The organism is Moritella dasanensis ArB 0140, from assembly GCF_000276805.1.
GTDB classification, from domain to species: domain Bacteria; phylum Pseudomonadota; class Gammaproteobacteria; order Enterobacterales; family Moritellaceae; genus Moritella; species Moritella dasanensis.
This window is the reverse complement of sequence record NZ_AKXQ01000003.1, coordinates 226,588-247,264: the sequence shown is the minus strand read 5'-3', so window position 1 is coordinate 247,264 and position 20,677 is coordinate 226,588. Positions and strand designations below refer to the sequence as shown.

Here is a 20,677-nt window from a genome sequence, read left to right as displayed (position 1 = left end):
ATGTGACCTGTTTGCTTGCGATTTTAGCCCTGAACAAATAACATGGACGAAAAATATTATACTCATCTGACATGTGGGTAATTACAAGATGTAACACAGAATCCGTGTTTTATTACATCAAATAAGCATCTATTAGGAAATAAACAAATGCGCATTGCTTTAATTGCCCTTGCCACCAGCTGTATTCTTATTGGCAATACAGCTCAAGCTACTGAAATAAAACAACAAAATAACACTGTTGATAATTTGCAAACCGAGCTGGAAAGTATTCAATCTGAATACGGCACATTCATTACATCACTCGCTGTGGTAAATGACGATATAGCTATCAAAAAAACCAAATTAGCGCAAACCAGAACGCAAGGTAAAGCACTTGTTGGGCAAACAGCCAAAGCATTGACGCAAATGAATGAACAATATGCATTGATGATTGATAATCCAATGCAAGACATGACTAAGTCACAGAATGATTATCGTCAGGCAATTCAACAACAACAGAAAAATAAACAGCTGATTAAAGATTCAGTTGCTCGCTTAGCGCAACTCAACAAAGCACTATCAGAAAAAAATATTGAACGCGTTAGACTGCTCAATCAACGTGAAACGATCAGTGAAGAGATAAACATTGCACGTATTAACCGTCTGACAAATGAAATGCAGCAGACTCAATCGCGTAACGTAAGTCAAAATGTAAGCTGTGATTTGGAAACATCATTTTCAAAATGTATCACTCGTAGCAATTTATTGAGTAAGCAAAAAGCCTCGAAGACCTATTTAAACTCTTTGTTTAACTCTGTCACTGAAGCGAAACTAGTCAGTAAACATAAAACCAATTCTAGCGCTCATGTCAAATTGTTAGGTAACAAGGTGTTAACCAGCGAATTCAGTGGCCAGGGTACTTACAGCTCGACCATGCAAGTAACAATGCAGGGCGTATTGCCAAAAAATGCAGCGTGTAATCTATTAAACGTATCAACTCGTTACTGTGCAGAACAAGTATCACAAGAGAAAAAAAACGTCGCGAAAACAGATAAAGGTGCGTTATACGAACTGACTATTCGTTCTAACCAATATGATGATGAAGTCTTTATTGATGGCGTCAGCTACGGTTCAACAAAACTATCGGTGATGTTGTCACCGGGTGCTCACCATATCGTCATTAAAAAACCGAGCTACATAGATTTTGAACAAAATGTAAAACTGAAAAGTAATACGATGGTAAGAGCTGAGTTAGTGAAAGCTAGCGTATCGTTGAAAAATGGCCAGGCAGTACAAGATTTTCTCGCTTCGGGTGAACGTGGTCCAGAGTTAATTTCGGTACCAGCAGGTCAATTAAGCGCATCAATCGATAACGGCAATAATCAACAAGTTATCAAGGCTTTCTCGGTCGGTAAAAACCCGATCACAGTCGCTGATTTCAAACGTTTCGTTGCTGCGAGTAACTTTACTACCGCTGCTGAATCAGGTAATGGTTGTGTCGAGTATGTTGGCGGTAAGGAAACCTATAATGCTGACTTAAACTGGCGTCAGCCTGGTTTTACCCAAACCGATGAACACCCTGTTGTCTGTATTAACTCAGCCGACACCAATGCTTACTTAACATGGTTGTCAAAAGCCACTGGTCAAAAATACCGTTTACCTAATAATGGTGAATGGGAATACGTCGCGCGCGCAGGCAGTAGTTACAACTACTGGTGGGGTAACGATGCTGGCAATTCAAAAGCCAATTGCGCTTACTGTGGTAGCCAATGGTCGAATAAAAGCACCGCGCCGGTAAAATCATTTAAAGCTAATAAATTTGGCCTCTATGATACCGTCGGTAACGTTTGGGAGCTGACGAGTGGCAATAATTTAGTAGCGAGAGGCGGTGCGTGGAACTTTGCACCTAAACTTGCTCAGGTTGATGTACGTCTAGAACTAAAACCTGATTTCCGCGCTAACTACGTAGGTTTTAGAGCGCTACGCGAAAACTAAAACTCGCGGAACCGCAAGTCTGAAAATATATTGACTCTGATGTCATATGAACGCCCAGTCTAACCACTGGGCGTTTTGCATTGTAACCCCCTGCTTTGTACTTCAAGAACCCGCGTTGTATTCTCAGCCCTCTGCTTTGCGCTTCAAGAACCCGTGTTGTATTCTCAGCCCTCTGCTTTGTACTTCAAGAGCCAACGCTGTACCTTCATAGTCTTCTTGAACCCTACAGACAAAAAAGCCCCAGTCTCTGCAGACTGGGGCTTTTTTATTACCAGAGATTAACTCAAGGTTTATTTAGCGTGTTTGTCCGCTAGGTATAACCAAGTACTTAATACTGTATCTGGGTTTAGCGATAAACTATCAATACCTTGTTCAACTAACCAAGCAGCGAAGTCTTCGTGATCCGATGGACCTTGACCACAAATACCAACGTATTTACCGGCTTTCTTAGCGGCTTGAATCGCCATTGCTAACAATGCTTTCACTGCGTCATTACGTTCATCAAACAGATGAGAGATGATGCCTGAGTCGCGATCTAGACCGAGTGTTAACTGCGTTAAGTCATTTGAACCGATTGAGAAGCCATCGAAGTACTGTAGGAACTTGTCAGCCAGTAATGCGTTTGATGGTACTTCGCACATCATGATAACGCGTAAACCGTTCTCACCACGTTTCAGACCGTGTTCTGCTAGCAAATCAATCACTGAAGCCGCTTCGCTTAATGTACGCACGAATGGCACCATGATTTCAACGTTAGTTAGACCCATGTCGTTACGTACACGTTTCATCGCTTCAGTTTCCAGTGCGAAACAATCACGGAAATCTTGAGAAATATAACGTGATGCGCCACGGAAACCTAACATTGGGTTTTCTTCTTCCGGTTCGAAGAACTCACCACCAACAAGGTTAGCGTATTCATTTGACTTAAAGTCAGACATACGCACAATTACTTTTTTCGGGTAGAACGCCGCTGCTAGCGTAGAAATACCTTCTTGTAATTTCGCGATGTAGAATTCAACTGGAGACTCATAACCGGCAATCATTTCGTTGATTTCAGCTTGTAGCTCAGGCGATTGCTTATCAAAGTTAAGCAATGCTTTCGGGTGAATACCGATCATGCGGTTAATAATGAATTCAAGACGCGCTAGACCAACACCTTCGTTTGGTAATGCCGCGAAATCGAATGCACGATCAGGGTTACCGACGTTCATCATTACTTTTACTGGAATTTCCGGTAAGTTATCTACTTTCGATGATGTTTCACGGAACGGTAAGATACCTTCGTAGATAAAGCCAGTGTCACCTTCAGCACAAGATACTGTTAGCTCTTGCCCCGTTACAATAAGGTCTGTCGCGTTACCACAACCTACAACAGCAGGGATACCCATTTCACGTGCAATAATTGCAGCATGACAAGTACGGCCACCACGGTTCGTGACGATTGCAGAAGCACGTTTCATGATAGGTTCCCAATCAGGGTCTGTCATGTCTGTTACTAATACGTCGCCTTCTTGTACTTCATCCATTTGCGAAATTGATGAAATAACTTTAGCTGGGCCAGCACCAATCTTACCGCCAATCGCTCGGCCTTCAGAGATAACCGCTGATTTAGCATCTAAGTGGAAACGCACCATTACTTGTTTGTCTTCACGGCTACGTACTGTTTCAGGACGGGCTTGAACGATATAAATTTTACCGTCGATTGCATCTTTAGCCCATTCGATATCCATCGCATGGCCATAATGTTTTTCGATGATCACCGCTTGTTTCGCGAGTTCCATTACTTCTGCATCGGTAATAGAGAACTGACGGGACTTGCTTGGTTCAACATCAACGATTTGTACTTGCTTGCCATGACCTTCGTCAGCAGAGTAGATCATTTGGATCTGTTTGCTACCGATGTTACGACGAACAACAGCTGGTTTGCCTTTAGCAAGTGTTGGTTTGTGAACATAAAATTCATCAGGGTTAACTGCGCCCTGTACAACCATTTCACCAAGACCGTATGAAGAAGTAATAAATACGACGTCTTCAAAACCAGATTCAGTATCAATAGAGAACATCACACCAGATGATGCTTCATCACTACGTACCATGCGTTGAATACCCGCTGATAATGCAACACCACGATGGTCGTAACCAGAATGCACGCGGTAAGAGATAGCACGGTCGTTAAATAGCGATGCGAATACGTGTTTGATTGCAACAATGATGTTGTCATAACCACGTACGTTTAAGAACGTTTCTTGCTGACCAGCAAATGATGCATCAGGCATGTCTTCAGCAGTAGCCGAAGAACGAACTGCAAATGATGCCTGCTCGCCTGCTTCGCCTGCTAGAATTTCATAGCTTGAAGCAATAGCCGCTTCTAATTCAGGTTGGAAAGGTGTGTCGATGATCCATTGGCGAATTTTCGCGCCAGCTTCTGTTAACGCTGCAATGTTATCAACATCGAGATTGTCGAGTAGTGTGTATATTTGATCGTTAACACCACTTTGCTCTAAAAACTGATTAAACGCATCAGCGGTAGTCGCGTAACCACCAGGAACTTGCACGCCTGCGCCAGCTAAGTTACTGATCATCTCGCCAAGAGATGCGTTTTTGCCGCCAACTCGTTCTACGTCGTTCATTCCAAGTTTTTCGTACCCAATTACGTACTCTATCACGGCAGTTCTCCAGATTTAATCGATCTCAAAAATGATTTTAATCGTGAGCGATATTAGATATTGCTCACATATTATTAATGCAAAATAATCATCTTGCTTTCCTTAGTGTTTTTAATCATACACAGCTATTAATTTCAATGTAAGATACTTACTTAGAAAATTTCATCTGTTTATGAAAAGGATAGAGTCAATGCAAACTGTTTTTTATGTCTCTGATGGCACGGCGATCACCGCTGAAGTCTTTGGTCACGCCCTTCTAAGCCAATTTCCGATCGAATTTGAACAGCATACTTTCCCCTTTATTGAGACCGAAGAAAAAGCTAAAAACGTCACACAAAAAATCAACGAACACGTTGCAAAAACAGGACAGAAGCCACTGGTGTTTCATTCGATAGTTTCATCTGAAATAAGGACAATAATCGAATTAAACGAAGGTCACTCACACGACTTTTTAAGTACATTTGTTGCACCGCTTTCTGAACAATTAAATATGACGGCAGCGCCTAAATCACACCGTACCCACAGCCTTAAGCAAGAGACCTATGATGCACGTATTGAGGCGGTGAATTATGCCCTTGCCAACGATGATGGGATTACCTGCAAAGATTATGACGATGCAGACTTAATCTTAGTCGGCGTTTCACGTAGTGGCAAAACACCAACCAGTTTATATCTAGCATTACAGTTTGGTATCAAGACCGCCAATTACCCATTTATTGCCGATGATATGGATGAGCTAAAACTGCCACCAGCATTAAAACGCAATAAAAATAAAATATTTGGTCTTACTATTGATGTGAAACGTCTGCAGGATATTCGTAGCGAACGCCTTGCTAACAGTACTTATGCGTCATTACGTCAATGTAAGTTAGAGATAGCAGAAGTTGAATACTTATACCGTAGTGAAAAAATACCCTTCATTAACAGTACTTCATTTTCGGTTGAAGAGATCGCCACGAAGATCTTGGATAAGAAAGGACTGAAACGTCGTATTTTCTAACCCGTGTTAATAATGACGACGCTTTAAATATTAACCAAACTACACGCTTATAAAATTAACATCGAAATCAAGCGTGTAGTACTTATTATCATCATAGCTATAATGATGCTTGTAACAACCGCCATACCGACACGTCATTAACCGCTAAGTCATCACAAAAATCACCTTGCGCAATAGCCTTCACAGGTACCACTTCCATCACTGAATTAGTAATGAAAATTTCGTCTGCAGCCTGCAAATCGGCAATAGTGTAATCTCCCGTGTATAGCGTAAAACCTAGAGTATTCAACAAGTTTAAAACATGGGTTTTCATCACACCCTCAACACCACTGCGTTTTGTACTGGGGGTATAGACTTTACCGGCTTTCACCCAAAATACGTTAGCAACAGAGGTTTCAATGAGATAACCCTCTGTCGAGCACACCAATCCATCGGCCATGCCATTGGCATCAAGTTCTTGCTTAATCATCACCTGATCAAGTCTGTTTAAGGTTTTTAATCCGGCCAGTACTGGATTTACCGTTTGTTGATATTGGCACACCATCAATTCAATACCTGAGCGCGCCCATTCACTGTATTGGGGCGGGGTCGATCTATGCTGTAAATACCAATTAGCGCTTGAACAACTGCTAGTACCATAAGCATAACCATAGCCACGCCCGCCTTCGCCACGCGTGATAGTAACTTTTAATACCCCATTCTGTAATGCTTGCGCTTGTTCGATGATTGCGTCAATCAATGCATCCCATTGGCTAAACTCAATGGCTAGCACCTTGCACGCTTGCTGTAAACGCGCCATATGCAGGTCTAGCAGCTGCGCTTGCCCTGCTGCCAATTTGATCGTAGTAAAGTGGCCATCACCAAAATTAAAACCGCGGTCGGCAATTGCTACATCTTGACTGGGAGTGCCATTAATTATCATGTGTTATGCATCCAAGTTACTGTCTTACATTAAGGTTTAAGCACTGATTGTATGTTCACTCTGGCTTTGTTTTCAAATTTTTCGGTAAAATAATCAGAATAATAGATCTTTGATTGCCCTAAGAACTGTTTAAGTAACCGTTTTCGGCCTAGTTTGTACAACCATAACGGCACATGCTGGTATTCAGCGCGAATGGCTTTTTCATAGTTAGCATAAATAGCGTCGCGTTGACCTAATATGGTTAAATCAATATCTAGAAATAAAGCCTGATCATGACTCGTGACCAGAGTTTCAAGCCTTTGGCTGGGTTTACTGGGATGCTGCGTTAACAAGATCAGTTCATACACTTGCTGGACTAACATAGTCGATGCCGCAACCTTAGTCAGTGCTGTCACCGCATACTGGGCACTTTTTTCTTCATTATCACTGCGTCGCACATCATAAATAACATCATGAAACCAGATCGCCAAGGCCACCGCTAACGGATTATCCAATGTTGCCTGCACTTGATCAAACCAGGTAAAGCAGGCGTCAATGTGCCTCAGGTCATGATAATATCGATGCGTTTGTTGATAATGCGGTAATAGGCATGCCCATGACTGCTGTACTTCAGCTTCGGTTAAATGCGCAAAATGCTGTTGCCACAAGGCTTGCCAACGTAAGCCTAGCTGTTCACTCACCGTTAATTCCTGTAACACGGTGGAAACTGCTGGGGAATGTCAGAGCAAATACCGGTAGCGCCCCAATTATACAATTGGTTAGCACGCGCTAAACTATTCACAGTCCATACATTCACACTATAACCGGCATCGGTCATAGCGTTGACTTGCAGTTCAGTCAGCCCCTTGTCCTTAGGGTGGATAAACTCGGCGCCAACATACTGCATCGACGTGAGCCAATCATCCGGTAATGGCGAAGCAAACAAGCACGCTAAGCTGATTTCTGGCGCACGGCGTTTTACTTCAGCCAATAACAAATGATTAAAGCTGGAGATCAGTAATTGCTGCCCACCCTGCCAGTGGTGATTGATATCGCGAATAATGCCGTCGATTAATCGGTCGGTCGCCGCTTTATCTGTGCCTGACTTAATCTCTAAGTTCAGGTTCATGCCAGTCTCGTTGGTGAATAAGATAAGCTCCACCAGCGTGGGAATACGTTCACCGACAAAATCTAATCCGAACCATGCCCCTGCATCAATATTATCTAAGTCCGTTACCGTTTTATCGCGTAACAAACCATTATGATCGCTGCAGCGGTCGAGCGTGGCATCATGACAAATAACCACAGTGCCATCACCAAGCATATCCGCGTCCACTTCAATCCAGGGAACATTGTTGTCCTCGGCCAATTGAAACGCAGCCAAGGTATTCTCGGGGGCTATAGAAGAGGCACCACGATGCCCCATCACCATCTTGCCGGCTTTTTCACTGGCTGATGGATTGAACTGAAATGTATTGGCAATAATTTCAGATTTTGTCTTTGTCATAAATGGATCTCGGCTATAAAACAGACTTTACTTTGCAGGTCGGGTAATTACGCACGTCGCTGTACAATGAGCGTAAAGCTTACCGTTAGCATCACGGATATCGCCTTCAGAGATAACAACCGTTTTAGAGACGTTTAATACCTTCCCCTTGGCATGTAATTCTGTGTCTTTTGGAATTGGGCGTACCATTTTTACATTCAAATCAACCGTACCGTAACTCTCACCAGCAACCAGAGTGGTATGTGTTGCGCAACCAGTGACTGAATCAAGAACTGTCGCCGCAAAACCACCGTGTACCCCCCCCATTGGATTGAGATGGCGATCATCGGCTTGCACCTTAAAGTGGATTTGACCTTCGCTTAAATCAATACATTGCATTGGCATTGTGTGGCAAATTGAAGGATGTGGGAATATTCCCTCCGCCATTGCTTGTAATATCTCTAGTCCACTCATTTTTGCTGGGTTTAACTGCTGACTCATGCTCTTTCCTTGTCTCATTAACATTATTTTTAACTGCTGTATTACAACAATATTCTCACAAAACTACCGTAATCCGGTAACCATTGCTGATAATGTTACACCCGAATCTTACCAATTAACAATGGCGCAACAATAAATCGTGTAGATCACCAAATATCACTTCCAACAATGCCTTATATACGGTACTTTTATTACAGAAAGATTAACAACAAACATAATTAAAGCGGCGGAGACGGGATGTACTCAATAGAAAAATCTCATAAATTAGATAACGTATGTTACGACATACGTGGACCAGTATTAAAAGAAGCGAATCGCTTAGAAGAAGAAGGTCACCGAGTAATCAAATTAAACATCGGGAATCCCGCCCCATTTGGTTTTGAAGCCCCGGAAGAAATTGTAAAAGACGTGATTCATAACCTGCCATCGAGCCAAGGTTATTGTGACTCTAAAGGGCTTTATTCTGCCCGTAAAGCCGTGATGCAACACTACCAACAGAAAGGTCTGTTGAATGTGTCTATTGACGACATTTACTTGGGTAACGGTGTATCAGAATTAATCATGATGTCGATGCAGGCATTACTGAATAACGGTGATGAGATCTTAGTACCGTCACCGGATTATCCACTGTGGACAGCTGCGATTACCCTTTCGGGTGGTAAAGCTACTCACTACATTTGTGATGAAGAATCTGATTGGTATCCTGATCTGGATGATATTAAAGCCAAGATCACTCCTAATACTAAGGGCATTGTTTTAATCAATCCGAACAATCCCACAGGTGCGGTATACAGCAAAGAATTCTTGCTTGAAGTAATTGAAATTGCTCGTCAGAACAGACTGATCATTTTTGCTGATGAAATCTATGATAAGATCTTATATGACGGTGTTGAACATGTGCCAATGTGTACACTGGCGCAAGATATCCTGATTGTGACTTTCAATGGTTTGTCTAAAGCCTATCGTATTGCTGGTTTCCGTTCTGGTTGGTTGGTATTAAGTGGTGCGACGCATCTTGCTAAAGACTATATTGCCGGATTGGAAATGCTTGCCTCGATGCGTTTGTGTTCTAACGTACCGATGCAACACGCGATCCAAACGGCACTGGGTGGTTATCAAAGTATTAATGAATTGATTCTACCGGGTGGTCGTTTACTGGAACAACGTGATTTAGCGTGGAAGATGTTAAATGATATTCCGGGTATCTCGTGTGTGAAACCAAAAGGGGCAATGTATCTGTTCCCGAAAATTGATATCGAGAAGTTCAATATCAAAGACGATCAGAAATTTGCCTTAGATCTGCTACAACAAGAAAAGCTATTAATTGTGCAAGGGACTGGTTTTAACTGGGGCCGACCTGATCACTTCCGCGTGGTGTTCTTACCGCGTGTTGAAGAGCTAACGATTGCGATCAACAAGCTGGCGAACTTCTTAGAGACTTATCGTCAACAGTAGTTTGTGGGTATGATACAGAAGTAGATATAAGAAAGGCGTCGTAATGACGCCTTTTTTGTTTAGATTAACATCTAATTCAGAGGCTCAGTAGGTAGCTCGAATAATCTATGTAATCTCGTCTTTTTTATTAAGCTGTTATTTCTTTAATTTAACCGCAGTGCCAAACACCATAATTTCAGATGAACCATCCATAATGGCACTTGTCGTAAAACGAATCCCGACAATCGCATCAGCGCCCTTTTCATTGGCACTTTCTATTAGACGTTTAACCGCTATGTCCCTAGCATCCGTTAACATTTCCGTGTAACCGCGAATTTCACCACCGACAATACTTTTTAGGCTCGCCATGATGTCACGTCCAATATGTTTTGCTTGAACGACGTTACCTGTAACAACACCGACGATCTCTTCGATCTCTTTGCCGGGAATTGACTCTGTAGTTGAATAGATCATAACACTTCCTTGAATAAACAATTTACGCAATAAATAATTGAGACAACAGTTTAGGTACTATGTTGCCACCATCCATAAATTTAATACCGACACTAATCTCACAGTTTTCATTTCTACTATTACAAATCTGTGCCGGAATTTTCATTTCACCATCAACAGGGCTTTGTATACACACCAATACATCACGGTTTTTCACGGTTGTACGGGGATTTTTAGTTTTAAAAGAAAAACGACAACCATCCGTTGAAATATCGACAATGACACCGTTAATCGCCCCACCTTGGTTTTTTATATCATCGTTTAACTTGATGGATGCAGGCAGATGAATACTCGTGCGTTGCAGTGTACGCAGTTGACGCTTTTCAATCTCTTTTGGGTAATCTAAAAACAATAATTTTTCAGGATGCTGGGTCACACAGCGAATCGAGGAACTAAAAGCGAAACACTCGCCTTTATCACCTTCCAGCAAGTAACGCACTATCACGCCATTACCTTCAGTGAGCACATCGTTATACTCGGCATTATTAGCAACGCGGGGATACTTTAATATGATGTATCGACCAAGTTCATAACCGACAAGGGATAATTTAAGACGTACAGGCAGCGGGTTATTTATTTGCAGGTCGAGCATTTTACCAGGCCCTAACTCAAATAATTGTAACTTTGTCTCAGCACGGGCTTCGAGCATCTTCTTTAACTTCCTTGTGTAACGGTCAAATAAAATTAATTCTGAAAAATAGGCATTTTTTATTTATTCTTAAACCCTGCTAATGATTAAGAAAGACAAATATACAACTAATTTTATTATCATTTATACTTATAGCAAGGAAAAAAATACTATTGTCTGGCAATTCGTACTCAACTTAGAAATAAAAAGTCACATAGTATAAATTATCGCTTCAGATCTAAACGCCAACTCATGCTACAGTAATAAAAACGATGACTTACGTACATCTAGACAATGTTGTCATCCGAACCCTCGCTATTTTGGAACAGTCGATCTAGGCTATTTGGAGAACACGATGAGCCACTTTTTTGCCCACCTCGCCCGCATGAAATTAATTTACCGCTGGCCGTTAATGCGTAATGTGACGCACGAGAATATAGCCGAGCACAGTTTACAGGTAGCAATGGTTGCCCATGCACTCGCACTGATCGGTAATACTTATTACGGTAAGAGCTATGATCCAGACAAAGCCGCATCGATGGCCTTATTCCATGACACAACGGAAGTGCTGACAGGCGACCTGCCGACCCCAGTAAAATATTACAACAAAGCCATTATCCGCGAATATAACAAGATTGAATTAGCCGCAGAGCAGACGTTATTAGATATGCTGCCGCCTGAGTTAAGAAAAGCTTACGAACCATTATTATCAACACCAGATCTAGACCCAACATATAAAAAATTAGTCAAAGACGCTGATATTTTATGTGCGCACATGAAGTGTATTGAAGAAGAAAGTTGCGGTAATTTAGAGTTCTCTAAAGCTAAAATCCGTTGTCAAACCGCATTAGACGAACGCATGACAGATGAGATCCGTTACTTCCTTGATGTGTTCTTACCGAGTATCGGTCAACCATTTGATGATATGAATTAATATCTGATAAGCGTAAACATAATTTAAGTAAGCAATACATTAAGTCAAAAATAGCTTAAATAGAAATAGAAATAGAAATAGAAAGCCTGATCCTGCTCATACACAGGATCAGGCTTTTATTTTATGAGGCGCGAACGCCAATCTTGACCAGTGAAAGTTGCAGCAATAAATGAAACAATACGCCAGAGGCAAATAACGTGATCACGATACTTGCCCCACTGGGTAAATCATAATGAGCAGACAACACAATACCCGACATGATCCCGGTAACGCCAATGCCCATACTCGCGATAAAAAACCGTATACCTTTTAACGCAGACGCACACAGCGCAGGGATCACCAATAACGCAAACTCAAGGTAAATACCCGTCAACTTCACCGTTATCGGCATCAATATAGCGAAGATAATGTAAAATCCACGCCCTTGCATAAATGCCGGTTTCAATGTAATTAAAGCCAACATCGCAGCGGTAATAATCGCTAACGGCCAAACATCATCCCACGTTGCCCATAACAACTGACCATTTAAGATCCCTTGAATGAAGTCTGCACCGTGCGGGTCTTTACTTGCCAACAAAATCGCCAATGACGCCGAAACAGCAAACAAGCTACCGATCATAGGCTCAAGATGCTGCTGATAGTGCTTTTCCATCAAGGCAATTAAGCCACATAGTAATAATGATAATACCCAAGGGCCGATCATTTGCCCTAACCAAGTATCGGGTAATACATCAAAACGACTTAGCCAATACTGACTAAATGCAGCGCCTAATGCAGCGACTTGTGCTACTGCCAAATCAATAAAAATGATCTTACGTGCGAGCACCTGTTGCCCTAATATCACATTGCCCACCAGCGCAATCAGTCCACACAATACAGCGGGAGCTAACCAAAGATAATCTACCAACATAGACTAATCCTTTACTGGTTCTACAAGTACATTCAACAAGTCATCCAATACCCGGTCATACAGCTCGTCAAGGGTTTGTCCTTTCGATACCGTCAGCGGTAATTGGATCACAGGTTTGTCCGTTTGCTGATGTAACCAGTTTGCTGCGCGTTTATTCTGATGAGAAGAATAAATGATCGCATCAAACGACGCAGGGTCTAACTTGGTCAAAGATTGCAAATGTGCCGTCGTTGGTGAAACGCCAGGTTTAGGCTCAAGGTCAGCAATCTGCTCCATCCCCAACCAGTCAAACAGATAACGATAGGTCTCGTGATAACTCACCACTTGTTTACCTCGCAGCGGTTCAGCACGTTGTTCCCATTCAATTAACTTTTTTCGCCAATGCTCACGAAACTTCACGCCATTGACTAAGTAACTAAATGCATTAGCGGGATCGATACTTTCCAAGCGTTTGCTCACCACGCGAGAAATTCGGATCATATCGTTGGCAGCAAACTGCACATGCGGATTACCATAGGCGTGAATATCCCCCATACTGCGGTCAACATGATGATGCGTATCCAACATGCTGACAATCTCTGACGCATACAGCATACTTTGCTTATTATTCTGCACCGCCGGATTGCTGCTTCGTGCCTGCAACATAGGTAACCAACCAATTTCCAATTCAGCACCAGAGCACATCGCCATATCGGCTTGGCGCATCTTGGCAATTAAAGACGGCCTAGCTTGCACGTAATGTGGGTCTTGCAGCGCTGTTGTCGCAGAATAGATGGTTGCTTTTGGTGCATGTGCAGCCAATAGTGCTTTCCATTCAGGCTCGCAAACGAAAATATTCAACGCAAGAGCTGGTGCAGACAACATGGCTGCACTCACGGTCACGAATAATGTGCTTTTCTTAAAACGCATGGGCACCGTGCGCCCCAAACGTCATGACATATTGCAACGTGAATACGTTATCTGTGGCTTTGTCTTGATTTTCAACACGTGTATATTGCGCACGTACAGTCCCAAAGTGAGAAGAATCCCAAGCTACCATAGCTTCGATCTCGCTATCACTCAAAGAGGTTAAGTGTACGTGGTCTCCATGAGCATGACCGTCGTAACTTTCAGCATCACTGTAGCGCATACCCGCAGACCAGCTTGGTGTAAAGCGATATACGCCCGATACATAATAAGCCGCTAGTGTATCCGGAGCATCTTTCTCCCCTTTGAATTTACTATCCAAAATGTCATCTAACAGCATGTACTCAGCAGATAAGGTAAAATTGCTGTATTTATAATTGCCATTCGGTGCCCATTTCCAGACAAAATCAGCACCATATAGATTTGTACCTGTCACTGCTGATGCGTGGCTGTGATCATGCTCGTCATGACCATCCGTACTATGATCATGCTCTTCAAAACTTGTCACTTTACCATTTTCATTACGTAAGTAACTTAAACCAAACTGCCAACTCGATGATTCAGAAAAATCATCACCAATCTTTAATGTCGTGGTATATACACCAACGGCAGTGGCATCGTCCACAGCAGACATCTTGCTACCACTTAACGCTTCAACGCCTAGCTTTATATACATATCAGTAGGCAATACCAGGTTCGCACGCAAACCATCATCGTAATAATGAGAGCCTAAGAACGTACGGTAAGCAACAGGTCGCTCAACGAAACTGTCTGAATGCATATGCTGATTGTTCATGTAACCGAAGTCAGACAGGAAACGACCACCGCGGATATTAAAACCGTATGGCATGGTTAATGTTTGAATGAATGCTTCTTCTAATAACAATTCAGTTTCATCACCATGCGTTTCTAACACTGTCGTTAATACACCGTGAAACTTGTCGTCAATATTCGCGGACATGCTAATTTCGGTGTGGCCGAGGCCGAATCCTTCACTACGCTCTGAGTTATTACGTTCACCATTTTGATAATAACCATCAAGCACCACACCGATTTGTGGGTTTGACAAGGTGTTAGCAAAAGCCGGTGATACCAAAATGCTACTGATTGCGAGGGAAACCAATTTCTTCTTCACTGTTTATCTTCCTTAATTGTTATAATATAACATTACATATTTTGTTATGTTATAACATAACACTTCGAAAGCAAGCGATAAATATAACTGTTTGTAATTTAGGCAGTATAAAAAATAGGGGGTGATGTAATTAAGTAGATGAAGATATCGCAAATAGGATTTACAGAGGTTAATGGTTACTTCTGCTTTTTTGATGATCGAGGGTATTATTTATGGCATGCGTAAACGTTCTATATCGACACCTGTATCAGGTGCCATATAAAAAGCTAATAATGATGTCAGTCAGTACGTGGCATAACGTATGTAACGGTATATGTTTACTTATAGCGTTACCTTGTTAATCATTAATAATCGGCGTCCAGTTAAACTCGGCGTTGTAACTGCTGCAGTCAAACAAATCGGCGTCAGCATTCGCAATGTAGACTTGTTTCTTCGCAGAGCTTGGGTAATTAAGGTAAGACGAACACGTGGCGCTTTGGCCTGTACCAATCACTACTTTTGCGCCTGCTTTTAAGCTACACAAGGTCATTTTATCTAACGGCGACCATTGATAACATATTTGATAATCACTACGATATTGCGCGATTTGGCCACGGGGACTCTTTAATGCCCACCACTCACCGAACTCACTGGCCGGGTTGCTGCCATTCCAACCACGAAACAACATAATTTGAGTATTATGTTTCGCCACATACACCTGACCCTGACAGAGTCTGCCTTCAGTAGGCTCACCGATAGATTCTTCCAGCAATTCAGGATCAGATACAGCCGTAAATTTGCGACTAAATTCGACGGGTAACGCCATATCACCAGCACACTCTGCAGCAGATATCGGCGTTGCAACTGGCGTTAATGGTACTACCGGGGCATCAGCAGGATCGATAACTGGTGCTATCGGATCTTTCTTTTCAAATAAAACACAGCCTGAGCAGCTTAAAATAAGCAACCCCGTTATTGTATTTTTCAACATAAACTCTCCTTAGTCCAATGTCGTATTATTCACTTATATCACAGTAGGTTAAGTAATTAAAACAGGAAGTGTGAACCTTGCCCATCTTTGAGTAGATCCGCTAACAATACAATACCTTGCTGAAAACGTTGTTCGTCATTTATCGCCATTAACGATAAACGAATATGATTACTTTTATCACTCTGTTGCGAGAAATAACCACCGCTGCTCACCAATAATTGTTGGTTTTTCGCTTCCATCACAAAATGCTCTTGGCGCCAATGTGCTGGCAACGCCACCCAAACATGATAACTGCAGGCTTGGCTTGAACATGTTAAAAAGCTAAATTTATCCGCCACAAAGGCTTGTCGCTGCATCGCCAGTTGTTTTTGTTTATTTGCCATTGCAAACGCATCACCAGAATTAATCAGCTGCGCTGCCACTGCAAAGTTAAGCGGTGACGCTAGCCAAATAGACGTGCGAATACATGCCCCGACTCTGCGGACCTCACTTTTTGGCGCTTTAATAAAGGCACAGCGTAACGCCGGACTGATAGCTTTCGACAAGCTGCTAATATGAAAGCTTTTTTCTGGAATATAGTTGCTGATAGCAGGGATAGTTGTTTCATTTAAGAAGCCATAAATATCATCTTCTAACAACCAGATGTTACCTGCTGCAATCACCTTGGCAATCGCTTCTCTACGCGCTTTCGGCATCGTCACGCCCGTCGGATTTTGATGTGACGGCACGATGACAACCACTTTTGGCTTATCGCTAAGAATAGTCTGTTTAAGCGCAATCGGGCACATGCCTTTATCGTCCATCGCAACTTCGACAATACGACGACCCAATAAATTAGCGATAGAGAGAATACCAGGGTAAGTAAATACTTCAACAGCAATACAATCCCCCGGATTGGTATAGGTCTGGATCAGAATTTCCAGTGCATTCTGCGCACCACTGGCAAGCAGTATTTGGTCAGGATCAGAAACTGACAAGCCAAACTCCGCCGCCCATTTCATCCCCGCTTGTCGATGCGCTAGATGTCCTGAGTGTTCAATATAACCTAATAGTTCACTCGGTAATGCAACATAGGTTTGTTGAAATGCGGCCTGCAGTGGCAACACATTATATTCTAAGCAAGGCTGTAGAATCGAAAAGTTATAATCCGCATCATTCTCTGGTGCTTGAATAACCGTTTCCAATTCTGAATCACCACAGACAAACGTACCACGGCCAACAAAGGATTCGACTTTGTTTTTATCTGCCAATAATTTATAGGCTTTGGACACCGTTGTTGGCGTGGTTTCAAGCTCATCAGCGAGCACCCGATGTGGCGGTAATTTGGTATTAGCTGGATACACACCGGTATTAATTCTAGCTTCAATGGTTTCGGCGATCTGTCGAAACTTAATATCACTCATTAACTTGCCTCTAATGAACACTGTAAAAACATAATCTTGATTGTCCTTAGTTTACCCTGCTGAAATGAAACATACAGCGCTAGATCCATCATACCTCTCTATTTATCGATTCATAAAAGCATCGTTTCATAAAAGCATAGATGTTAATTAATTGTATGAATGTAATTGACATACCACACCATAATGCAATACCGTACAAATTGACATATGTCACTGGCATTTTCGTTATGTTAGATCCAATTCAGGATCAGTAAGGATCATGGTGATGGCTAAATTACTTACACTGAGGAGATAACGACGATGGAAATTTTTGGTTCAGATATAACGTTATGGATACTGCTAGCATTAATGGCATCGGCTTTTGCGGCGGGCTTTATTGACAGTGTGGCAGGCGGTGGCGGCCTGATACTGGTACCTTCGTTCATCTTGGCAGGGCTGCCACCACAGGTCGCGCTAGGGCAAGAAAAGATAGTCAGTACGCTGGGCACGATTGCAGCAATCCGTAACTTTGTAAAAAACAAGAAGGTTATTTGGAATGCCGTAGCATCTGGGATCCCCGCAGGATTAGTGGGCGCTTACTTGGGCGCTGAAGCGATCCTCTACTTTGATCCTGATACGGTTGGTAAAATAATCCTTGGCATGTTACCTATCGGCATCATCATTTCTTTTATTCCCAAGCAAGATAATCACCACAGTGAGCAAGTAATTAATACCAAGATTATCTATTTTGGCGTGCCACTCGCGGTATTTATAATTGGTTTTTATGATGGGTTCTTTGGACCAGGTACGGGTAGCTTCTTAATCTTGGTTTTACACTACCTGTTAAAATTTGACTTAGTCTCGGCATCGGCAACCTCGAAACTCTTCAACTTTTCTTCTAATATCGGAGCACTAATAGCATTTATGTTAGCGGGTAAATTGCTTTATATGTTGGCGCTACCTTTAGTGTTTATAAACCTAATCGGTAACCATTTAGGCAGTGCATCTGCACTGAAATTTGGCCCTGACTTTGTGCGAAAAACATTATCCGTCTCGCTGATGTTATTGATGGCGTCATTAGGTTATAAGTTTCTATTAATGTAAATGCATTTTGGTATAGCCATAATCGACTATACTAATAAGGTTGTGCGCTAAAATCATTATCATGCCATTAAGCTGTAAGGTGGTTACCATGTTAAGGCATTATTATATAATCGATTCGCTGGATGAACTGGAGATGATCGAACATGAACTACAGTCTTTTGGCATCGATAAAGGTCAGATCCACACCTTAACCAATGATGATAAATCCCTCGGCAAGCATTATTTATATCAGGTTGATAACTCACTGAAGAAAGGTTTAGTTAAGAGTGGGGATATCGGCGCTGCGATTGGTATCGTGTTCGCTATCACCATCTTGTTGCTGACTTATATTCAAGGTTGGTATCTTGGTCCACTCGGAGGCATGCCGATTATCATGTTCGCCTTCATGGTACTGGTCTTTTGTACTTGGGAAGGTGAGCACATAGATATTCAGTTGCCCAATATTAATAGTAAAGTATTCAAACAATCCCTCGAAAATGGCAAGACCATCTTATTTATCGATCTCGAACAGCAACAAGAGTTAACGGTGAATAAAATAATGCAATTACACCCGATGTTAAAACCAGAGGGGGTCACCTCAACAACACCTGAATGGCTATTACAGCAGCAAAAAAAATACCGCAGTTTACTGAAGTAACAGGCAGAGATTGTTATACTTTGCGCCCACAGCACTATAACGGTCTCAGCTTGCATGCCACACACTGCCCTATTCTTTCGTCAGCAATTAACCTTTAGTTCGCATAACGACTTGCCAGTCAATGCAGATGCGCCAATGGACGTTTACTTATTTAACAGTAACACCATTGCTAGCGAACAGATCACGGCACTGGCTGCGCAGTATTTACAGCCGCAAGAACAGAGCATATTTACCAAACGTAAACAGCTGCAAGCAAAGCAAGAATACCTCGCGAGTCGTTTTATTATTAAGACTTATGCTAGCCAATACTTCGGCTATGATTTTGACTCACTTACTGTGCTGTTCGATGATAAAGATACTTGCTTAAAGGTGTATCAGCATGGCCAAGCTATCGCGCTGCGCAGTTGTATATCACACTCCCACGGCCAAGTGCTAATCGCCCTTGTGCCAAGCCAACAGTCTGCGGCATTACAATCAATACAATTGGGTGTCGATTTAGAATGGCTCTCGACCAAACGTTCACTCGAAAAAGTAGCGAAGCATTATTACCACAGTGAAGAATTACGCGCCTGTATGGCTCAAACTGAATATGTGGCTGAAGGCGTTACTGAAGACATTACTGAGGACGTTACTGAAAAGAAGAGCAAAGCAGTGCATGCTAAGGCGCTATATCGCATATGGACGTTAAAAGAAGCGTTAGCGAAAGCCATCAAACAACCGATAGCGACATTGCTACGTGATAATGTGTTTGAGCATTGCCAATCGTTGAATGTACGTTCTGGTCGTTATGAAGCACTAGATAAAGAACTAGATGAAGTACCGAGTGGAGTGGTTAGTAAGACATTTGATATTAGTATCATCAGTGATATTGAACTCACTGATGATACTCATATTCAGATACTAACCAATACGCTAGTCGATACAGTATTGGTGCAGTAGTTAATAGCTAAAATCAGGATTTACGCAGGGTTAAATAAATAAAATACAAACTCGCGACAAACCACAGACCGCCCCACATAAAGGTCGCGCCGCCCATTTCATTGGCTAACATACGCGCATCAGATAATGCGCCACTATGCACGATGGTATCTTGCCAAATATCGATGGGCACATAAATCATGCTGGCACTGGCAAACACCAATAATACGGTTTGCTTGACCGCCGCATTGGCATACTTTAATAATGTCATGATTGCCAAGGCAATGACTGCCGCAAAGCCAATGGTATATGCCGTGCCACCAAAGAACACAGCAACCATTAACATCGTAATAGCCAATAACGCTAAGCTAATATCGGTCGTTTTTCGTCGGCTACTGGCCGCATAAAATAACAAGCCAAACAGTAACGAGCCTAAATAGCCAGCACTGAGAATAATAAACCGCGAGCCGCCCATAGAACGCACATGGCCACTTTGATAAGCCGAGACCACAAACTCCACAACCTTGCCACCGGTTAACCAAGTCGCTAACGCATGACTCAGTTCATGTAAGAACACCACTAAAATTTTAAGCGGTGCAATTAGCGTACTTTGCCACATAAAAGCGAGTATCGTGAACACCAGTATAAATAGAATGCGTCTATCTCTCGCGATCATGA

20 protein-coding genes are annotated in these 20,677 nt (G+C 42.3%); 7 read left to right on the top strand and 13 right to left on the bottom strand.

Annotated features, from left to right (window positions below; genetic code table 11):
* The first annotated feature begins 147 nt into the window (after nucleotides 1-147).
* The gene (locus A923_RS0104035; RefSeq protein WP_017220371.1) at nucleotides 148-1,974 is read left to right on the top strand and encodes a formylglycine-generating enzyme family protein; all 1,827 of its coding nucleotides are present in this window, start codon (nucleotides 148-150) and stop codon (nucleotides 1,972-1,974) included.
* 290 nt (nucleotides 1,975-2,264) lie between these two features.
* Here the strand turns inward: A923_RS0104035 and ppsA are convergent, their stop codons facing one another.
* Complete coding sequence (gene ppsA, locus A923_RS0104030; protein WP_026006059.1) at nucleotides 2,265-4,640, bottom strand: phosphoenolpyruvate synthase; 2,376 nt, start codon at nucleotides 4,638-4,640, stop codon at nucleotides 2,265-2,267.
* A gap of 190 nt (nucleotides 4,641-4,830) precedes the next feature.
* On the opposite strand from ppsA, the gene ppsR reads away from it, so the two are divergent.
* Nucleotides 4,831-5,640: a posphoenolpyruvate synthetase regulatory kinase/phosphorylase PpsR gene (ppsR, locus tag A923_RS0104025; protein ID WP_017220369.1), complete on the top strand. Its 810-nt coding sequence runs from the start codon at nucleotides 4,831-4,833 to the stop codon at nucleotides 5,638-5,640.
* Between the two features lie 97 nt (nucleotides 5,641-5,737).
* On the opposite strand, the gene pabC is transcribed toward ppsR, so the two are convergent.
* The 4 genes from pabC to A923_RS0104005 are packed head-to-tail and all read right to left on the bottom strand — an operon-like array spanning nucleotide 5,738 to nucleotide 8,528.
* The gene (gene pabC / locus A923_RS0104020) at nucleotides 5,738-6,562 is read right to left on the bottom strand and encodes an aminodeoxychorismate lyase (protein ID WP_017220368.1); all 825 of its coding nucleotides are present in this window, start codon (nucleotides 6,560-6,562) and stop codon (nucleotides 5,738-5,740) included.
* Nucleotides 6,563-6,591: 29 nt separating this feature from the next.
* Complete coding sequence (locus tag A923_RS0104015) at nucleotides 6,592-7,242, bottom strand: HD domain-containing protein (protein WP_017220367.1); 651 nt, start codon at nucleotides 7,240-7,242, stop codon at nucleotides 6,592-6,594.
* A gap of 2 nt (nucleotides 7,243-7,244) precedes the next feature.
* A complete protein-coding gene (locus A923_RS0104010) occupies nucleotides 7,245-8,048 on the bottom strand; it encodes a glycerophosphoryl diester phosphodiesterase (protein WP_017220366.1) in 804 nt (267 codons plus the stop codon).
* 27 nt (nucleotides 8,049-8,075) lie between these two features.
* Nucleotides 8,076-8,528 (bottom strand): PaaI family thioesterase, encoded by a 453-nt coding sequence (locus A923_RS0104005; protein WP_017220365.1) that lies wholly within the window; start codon nucleotides 8,526-8,528, stop codon nucleotides 8,076-8,078.
* Nucleotides 8,529-8,765: 237 nt separating this feature from the next.
* Here A923_RS0104005 and A923_RS0104000 point away from each other — a divergent pair, with 237 nt between their 5' ends.
* A complete protein-coding gene (locus tag A923_RS0104000; RefSeq protein ID WP_017220364.1) occupies nucleotides 8,766-9,983 on the top strand; it encodes a pyridoxal phosphate-dependent aminotransferase in 1,218 nt (405 codons plus the stop codon).
* A gap of 135 nt (nucleotides 9,984-10,118) precedes the next feature.
* On the opposite strand, the gene A923_RS0103995 is transcribed toward A923_RS0104000, so the two are convergent.
* Together A923_RS0103995 and A923_RS0103990 are read right to left on the bottom strand one after the other, a co-directional pair.
* Entirely contained in the window at nucleotides 10,119-10,436 is a 318-nt protein-coding gene (locus A923_RS0103995; RefSeq protein ID WP_017220363.1) for a heavy metal-binding domain-containing protein, read from the bottom strand.
* Between the two features lie 22 nt (nucleotides 10,437-10,458).
* A complete protein-coding gene (locus A923_RS0103990) occupies nucleotides 10,459-11,124 on the bottom strand; it encodes a flagellar brake domain-containing protein (protein ID WP_017220362.1) in 666 nt (221 codons plus the stop codon).
* Nucleotides 11,125-11,458: 334 nt separating this feature from the next.
* Here A923_RS0103990 and yfbR point away from each other — a divergent pair, with 334 nt between their 5' ends.
* Nucleotides 11,459-12,037, top strand: a complete 579-nt coding sequence (yfbR, locus tag A923_RS0103985; protein ID WP_017220361.1) for a 5'-deoxynucleotidase — start codon at nucleotides 11,459-11,461, stop codon at nucleotides 12,035-12,037.
* 121 nt (nucleotides 12,038-12,158) lie between these two features.
* Here the strand turns inward: yfbR and A923_RS0103980 are convergent, their stop codons facing one another.
* The 5 genes from A923_RS0103980 to A923_RS0103960 all read right to left on the bottom strand — a co-directional run bounded on the left by A923_RS0103980 (nucleotide 12,159) and on the right by A923_RS0103960 (nucleotide 17,361).
* Nucleotides 12,159-12,947, bottom strand: a complete 789-nt coding sequence (locus A923_RS0103980; RefSeq protein WP_017220360.1) for a metal ABC transporter permease — start codon at nucleotides 12,945-12,947, stop codon at nucleotides 12,159-12,161.
* 3 nt (nucleotides 12,948-12,950) lie between these two features.
* On the bottom strand, nucleotides 12,951-13,856 hold the full coding sequence (locus A923_RS0103975) for a metal ABC transporter solute-binding protein, Zn/Mn family (RefSeq protein WP_017220359.1): 906 nt from the start codon (nucleotides 13,854-13,856) through the stop codon (nucleotides 12,951-12,953).
* On the bottom strand, nucleotides 13,846-14,988 hold the full coding sequence (locus tag A923_RS0103970) for a hypothetical protein (RefSeq protein WP_017220358.1): 1,143 nt from the start codon (nucleotides 14,986-14,988) through the stop codon (nucleotides 13,846-13,848). The genes A923_RS0103975 and A923_RS0103970 overlap by 11 nt, the downstream gene beginning before the upstream one ends.
* Before the next feature lie 337 nt (nucleotides 14,989-15,325).
* Nucleotides 15,326-15,958: a hypothetical protein gene (locus A923_RS0103965; protein ID WP_017220357.1), complete on the bottom strand. Its 633-nt coding sequence runs from the start codon at nucleotides 15,956-15,958 to the stop codon at nucleotides 15,326-15,328.
* Nucleotides 15,959-16,014: 56 nt separating this feature from the next.
* The gene (locus A923_RS0103960; protein WP_017220356.1) at nucleotides 16,015-17,361 is read right to left on the bottom strand and encodes an aminotransferase-like domain-containing protein; all 1,347 of its coding nucleotides are present in this window, start codon (nucleotides 17,359-17,361) and stop codon (nucleotides 16,015-16,017) included.
* A gap of 300 nt (nucleotides 17,362-17,661) precedes the next feature.
* Between A923_RS0103960 and A923_RS0103955 the strand changes: the two genes are divergently transcribed.
* From A923_RS0103955 to A923_RS0103940, 3 genes are all read left to right on the top strand, one after another.
* Nucleotides 17,662-18,444: a sulfite exporter TauE/SafE family protein gene (locus A923_RS0103955; protein WP_017220355.1), complete on the top strand. Its 783-nt coding sequence runs from the start codon at nucleotides 17,662-17,664 to the stop codon at nucleotides 18,442-18,444.
* Nucleotides 18,445-18,532: 88 nt separating this feature from the next.
* Nucleotides 18,533-19,081, top strand: coding sequence for a hypothetical protein (locus A923_RS0103945; protein ID WP_017220353.1), 549 nt, complete (start codon nucleotides 18,533-18,535; stop codon nucleotides 19,079-19,081).
* A 54-nt stretch (nucleotides 19,082-19,135) separates the two neighbouring features.
* Nucleotides 19,136-20,020, top strand: a complete 885-nt coding sequence (locus tag A923_RS0103940) for a 4'-phosphopantetheinyl transferase family protein (protein ID WP_017220352.1) — start codon at nucleotides 19,136-19,138, stop codon at nucleotides 20,018-20,020.
* Between the two features lie 13 nt (nucleotides 20,021-20,033).
* Here A923_RS0103940 and A923_RS0103935 read toward each other — a convergent pair whose 3' ends face one another.
* Nucleotides 20,034-20,675: a M50 family metallopeptidase gene (locus A923_RS0103935; RefSeq protein ID WP_083849957.1), complete on the bottom strand. Its 642-nt coding sequence runs from the start codon at nucleotides 20,673-20,675 to the stop codon at nucleotides 20,034-20,036.
* Nucleotides 20,676-20,677 lie beyond the last annotated feature (2 nt).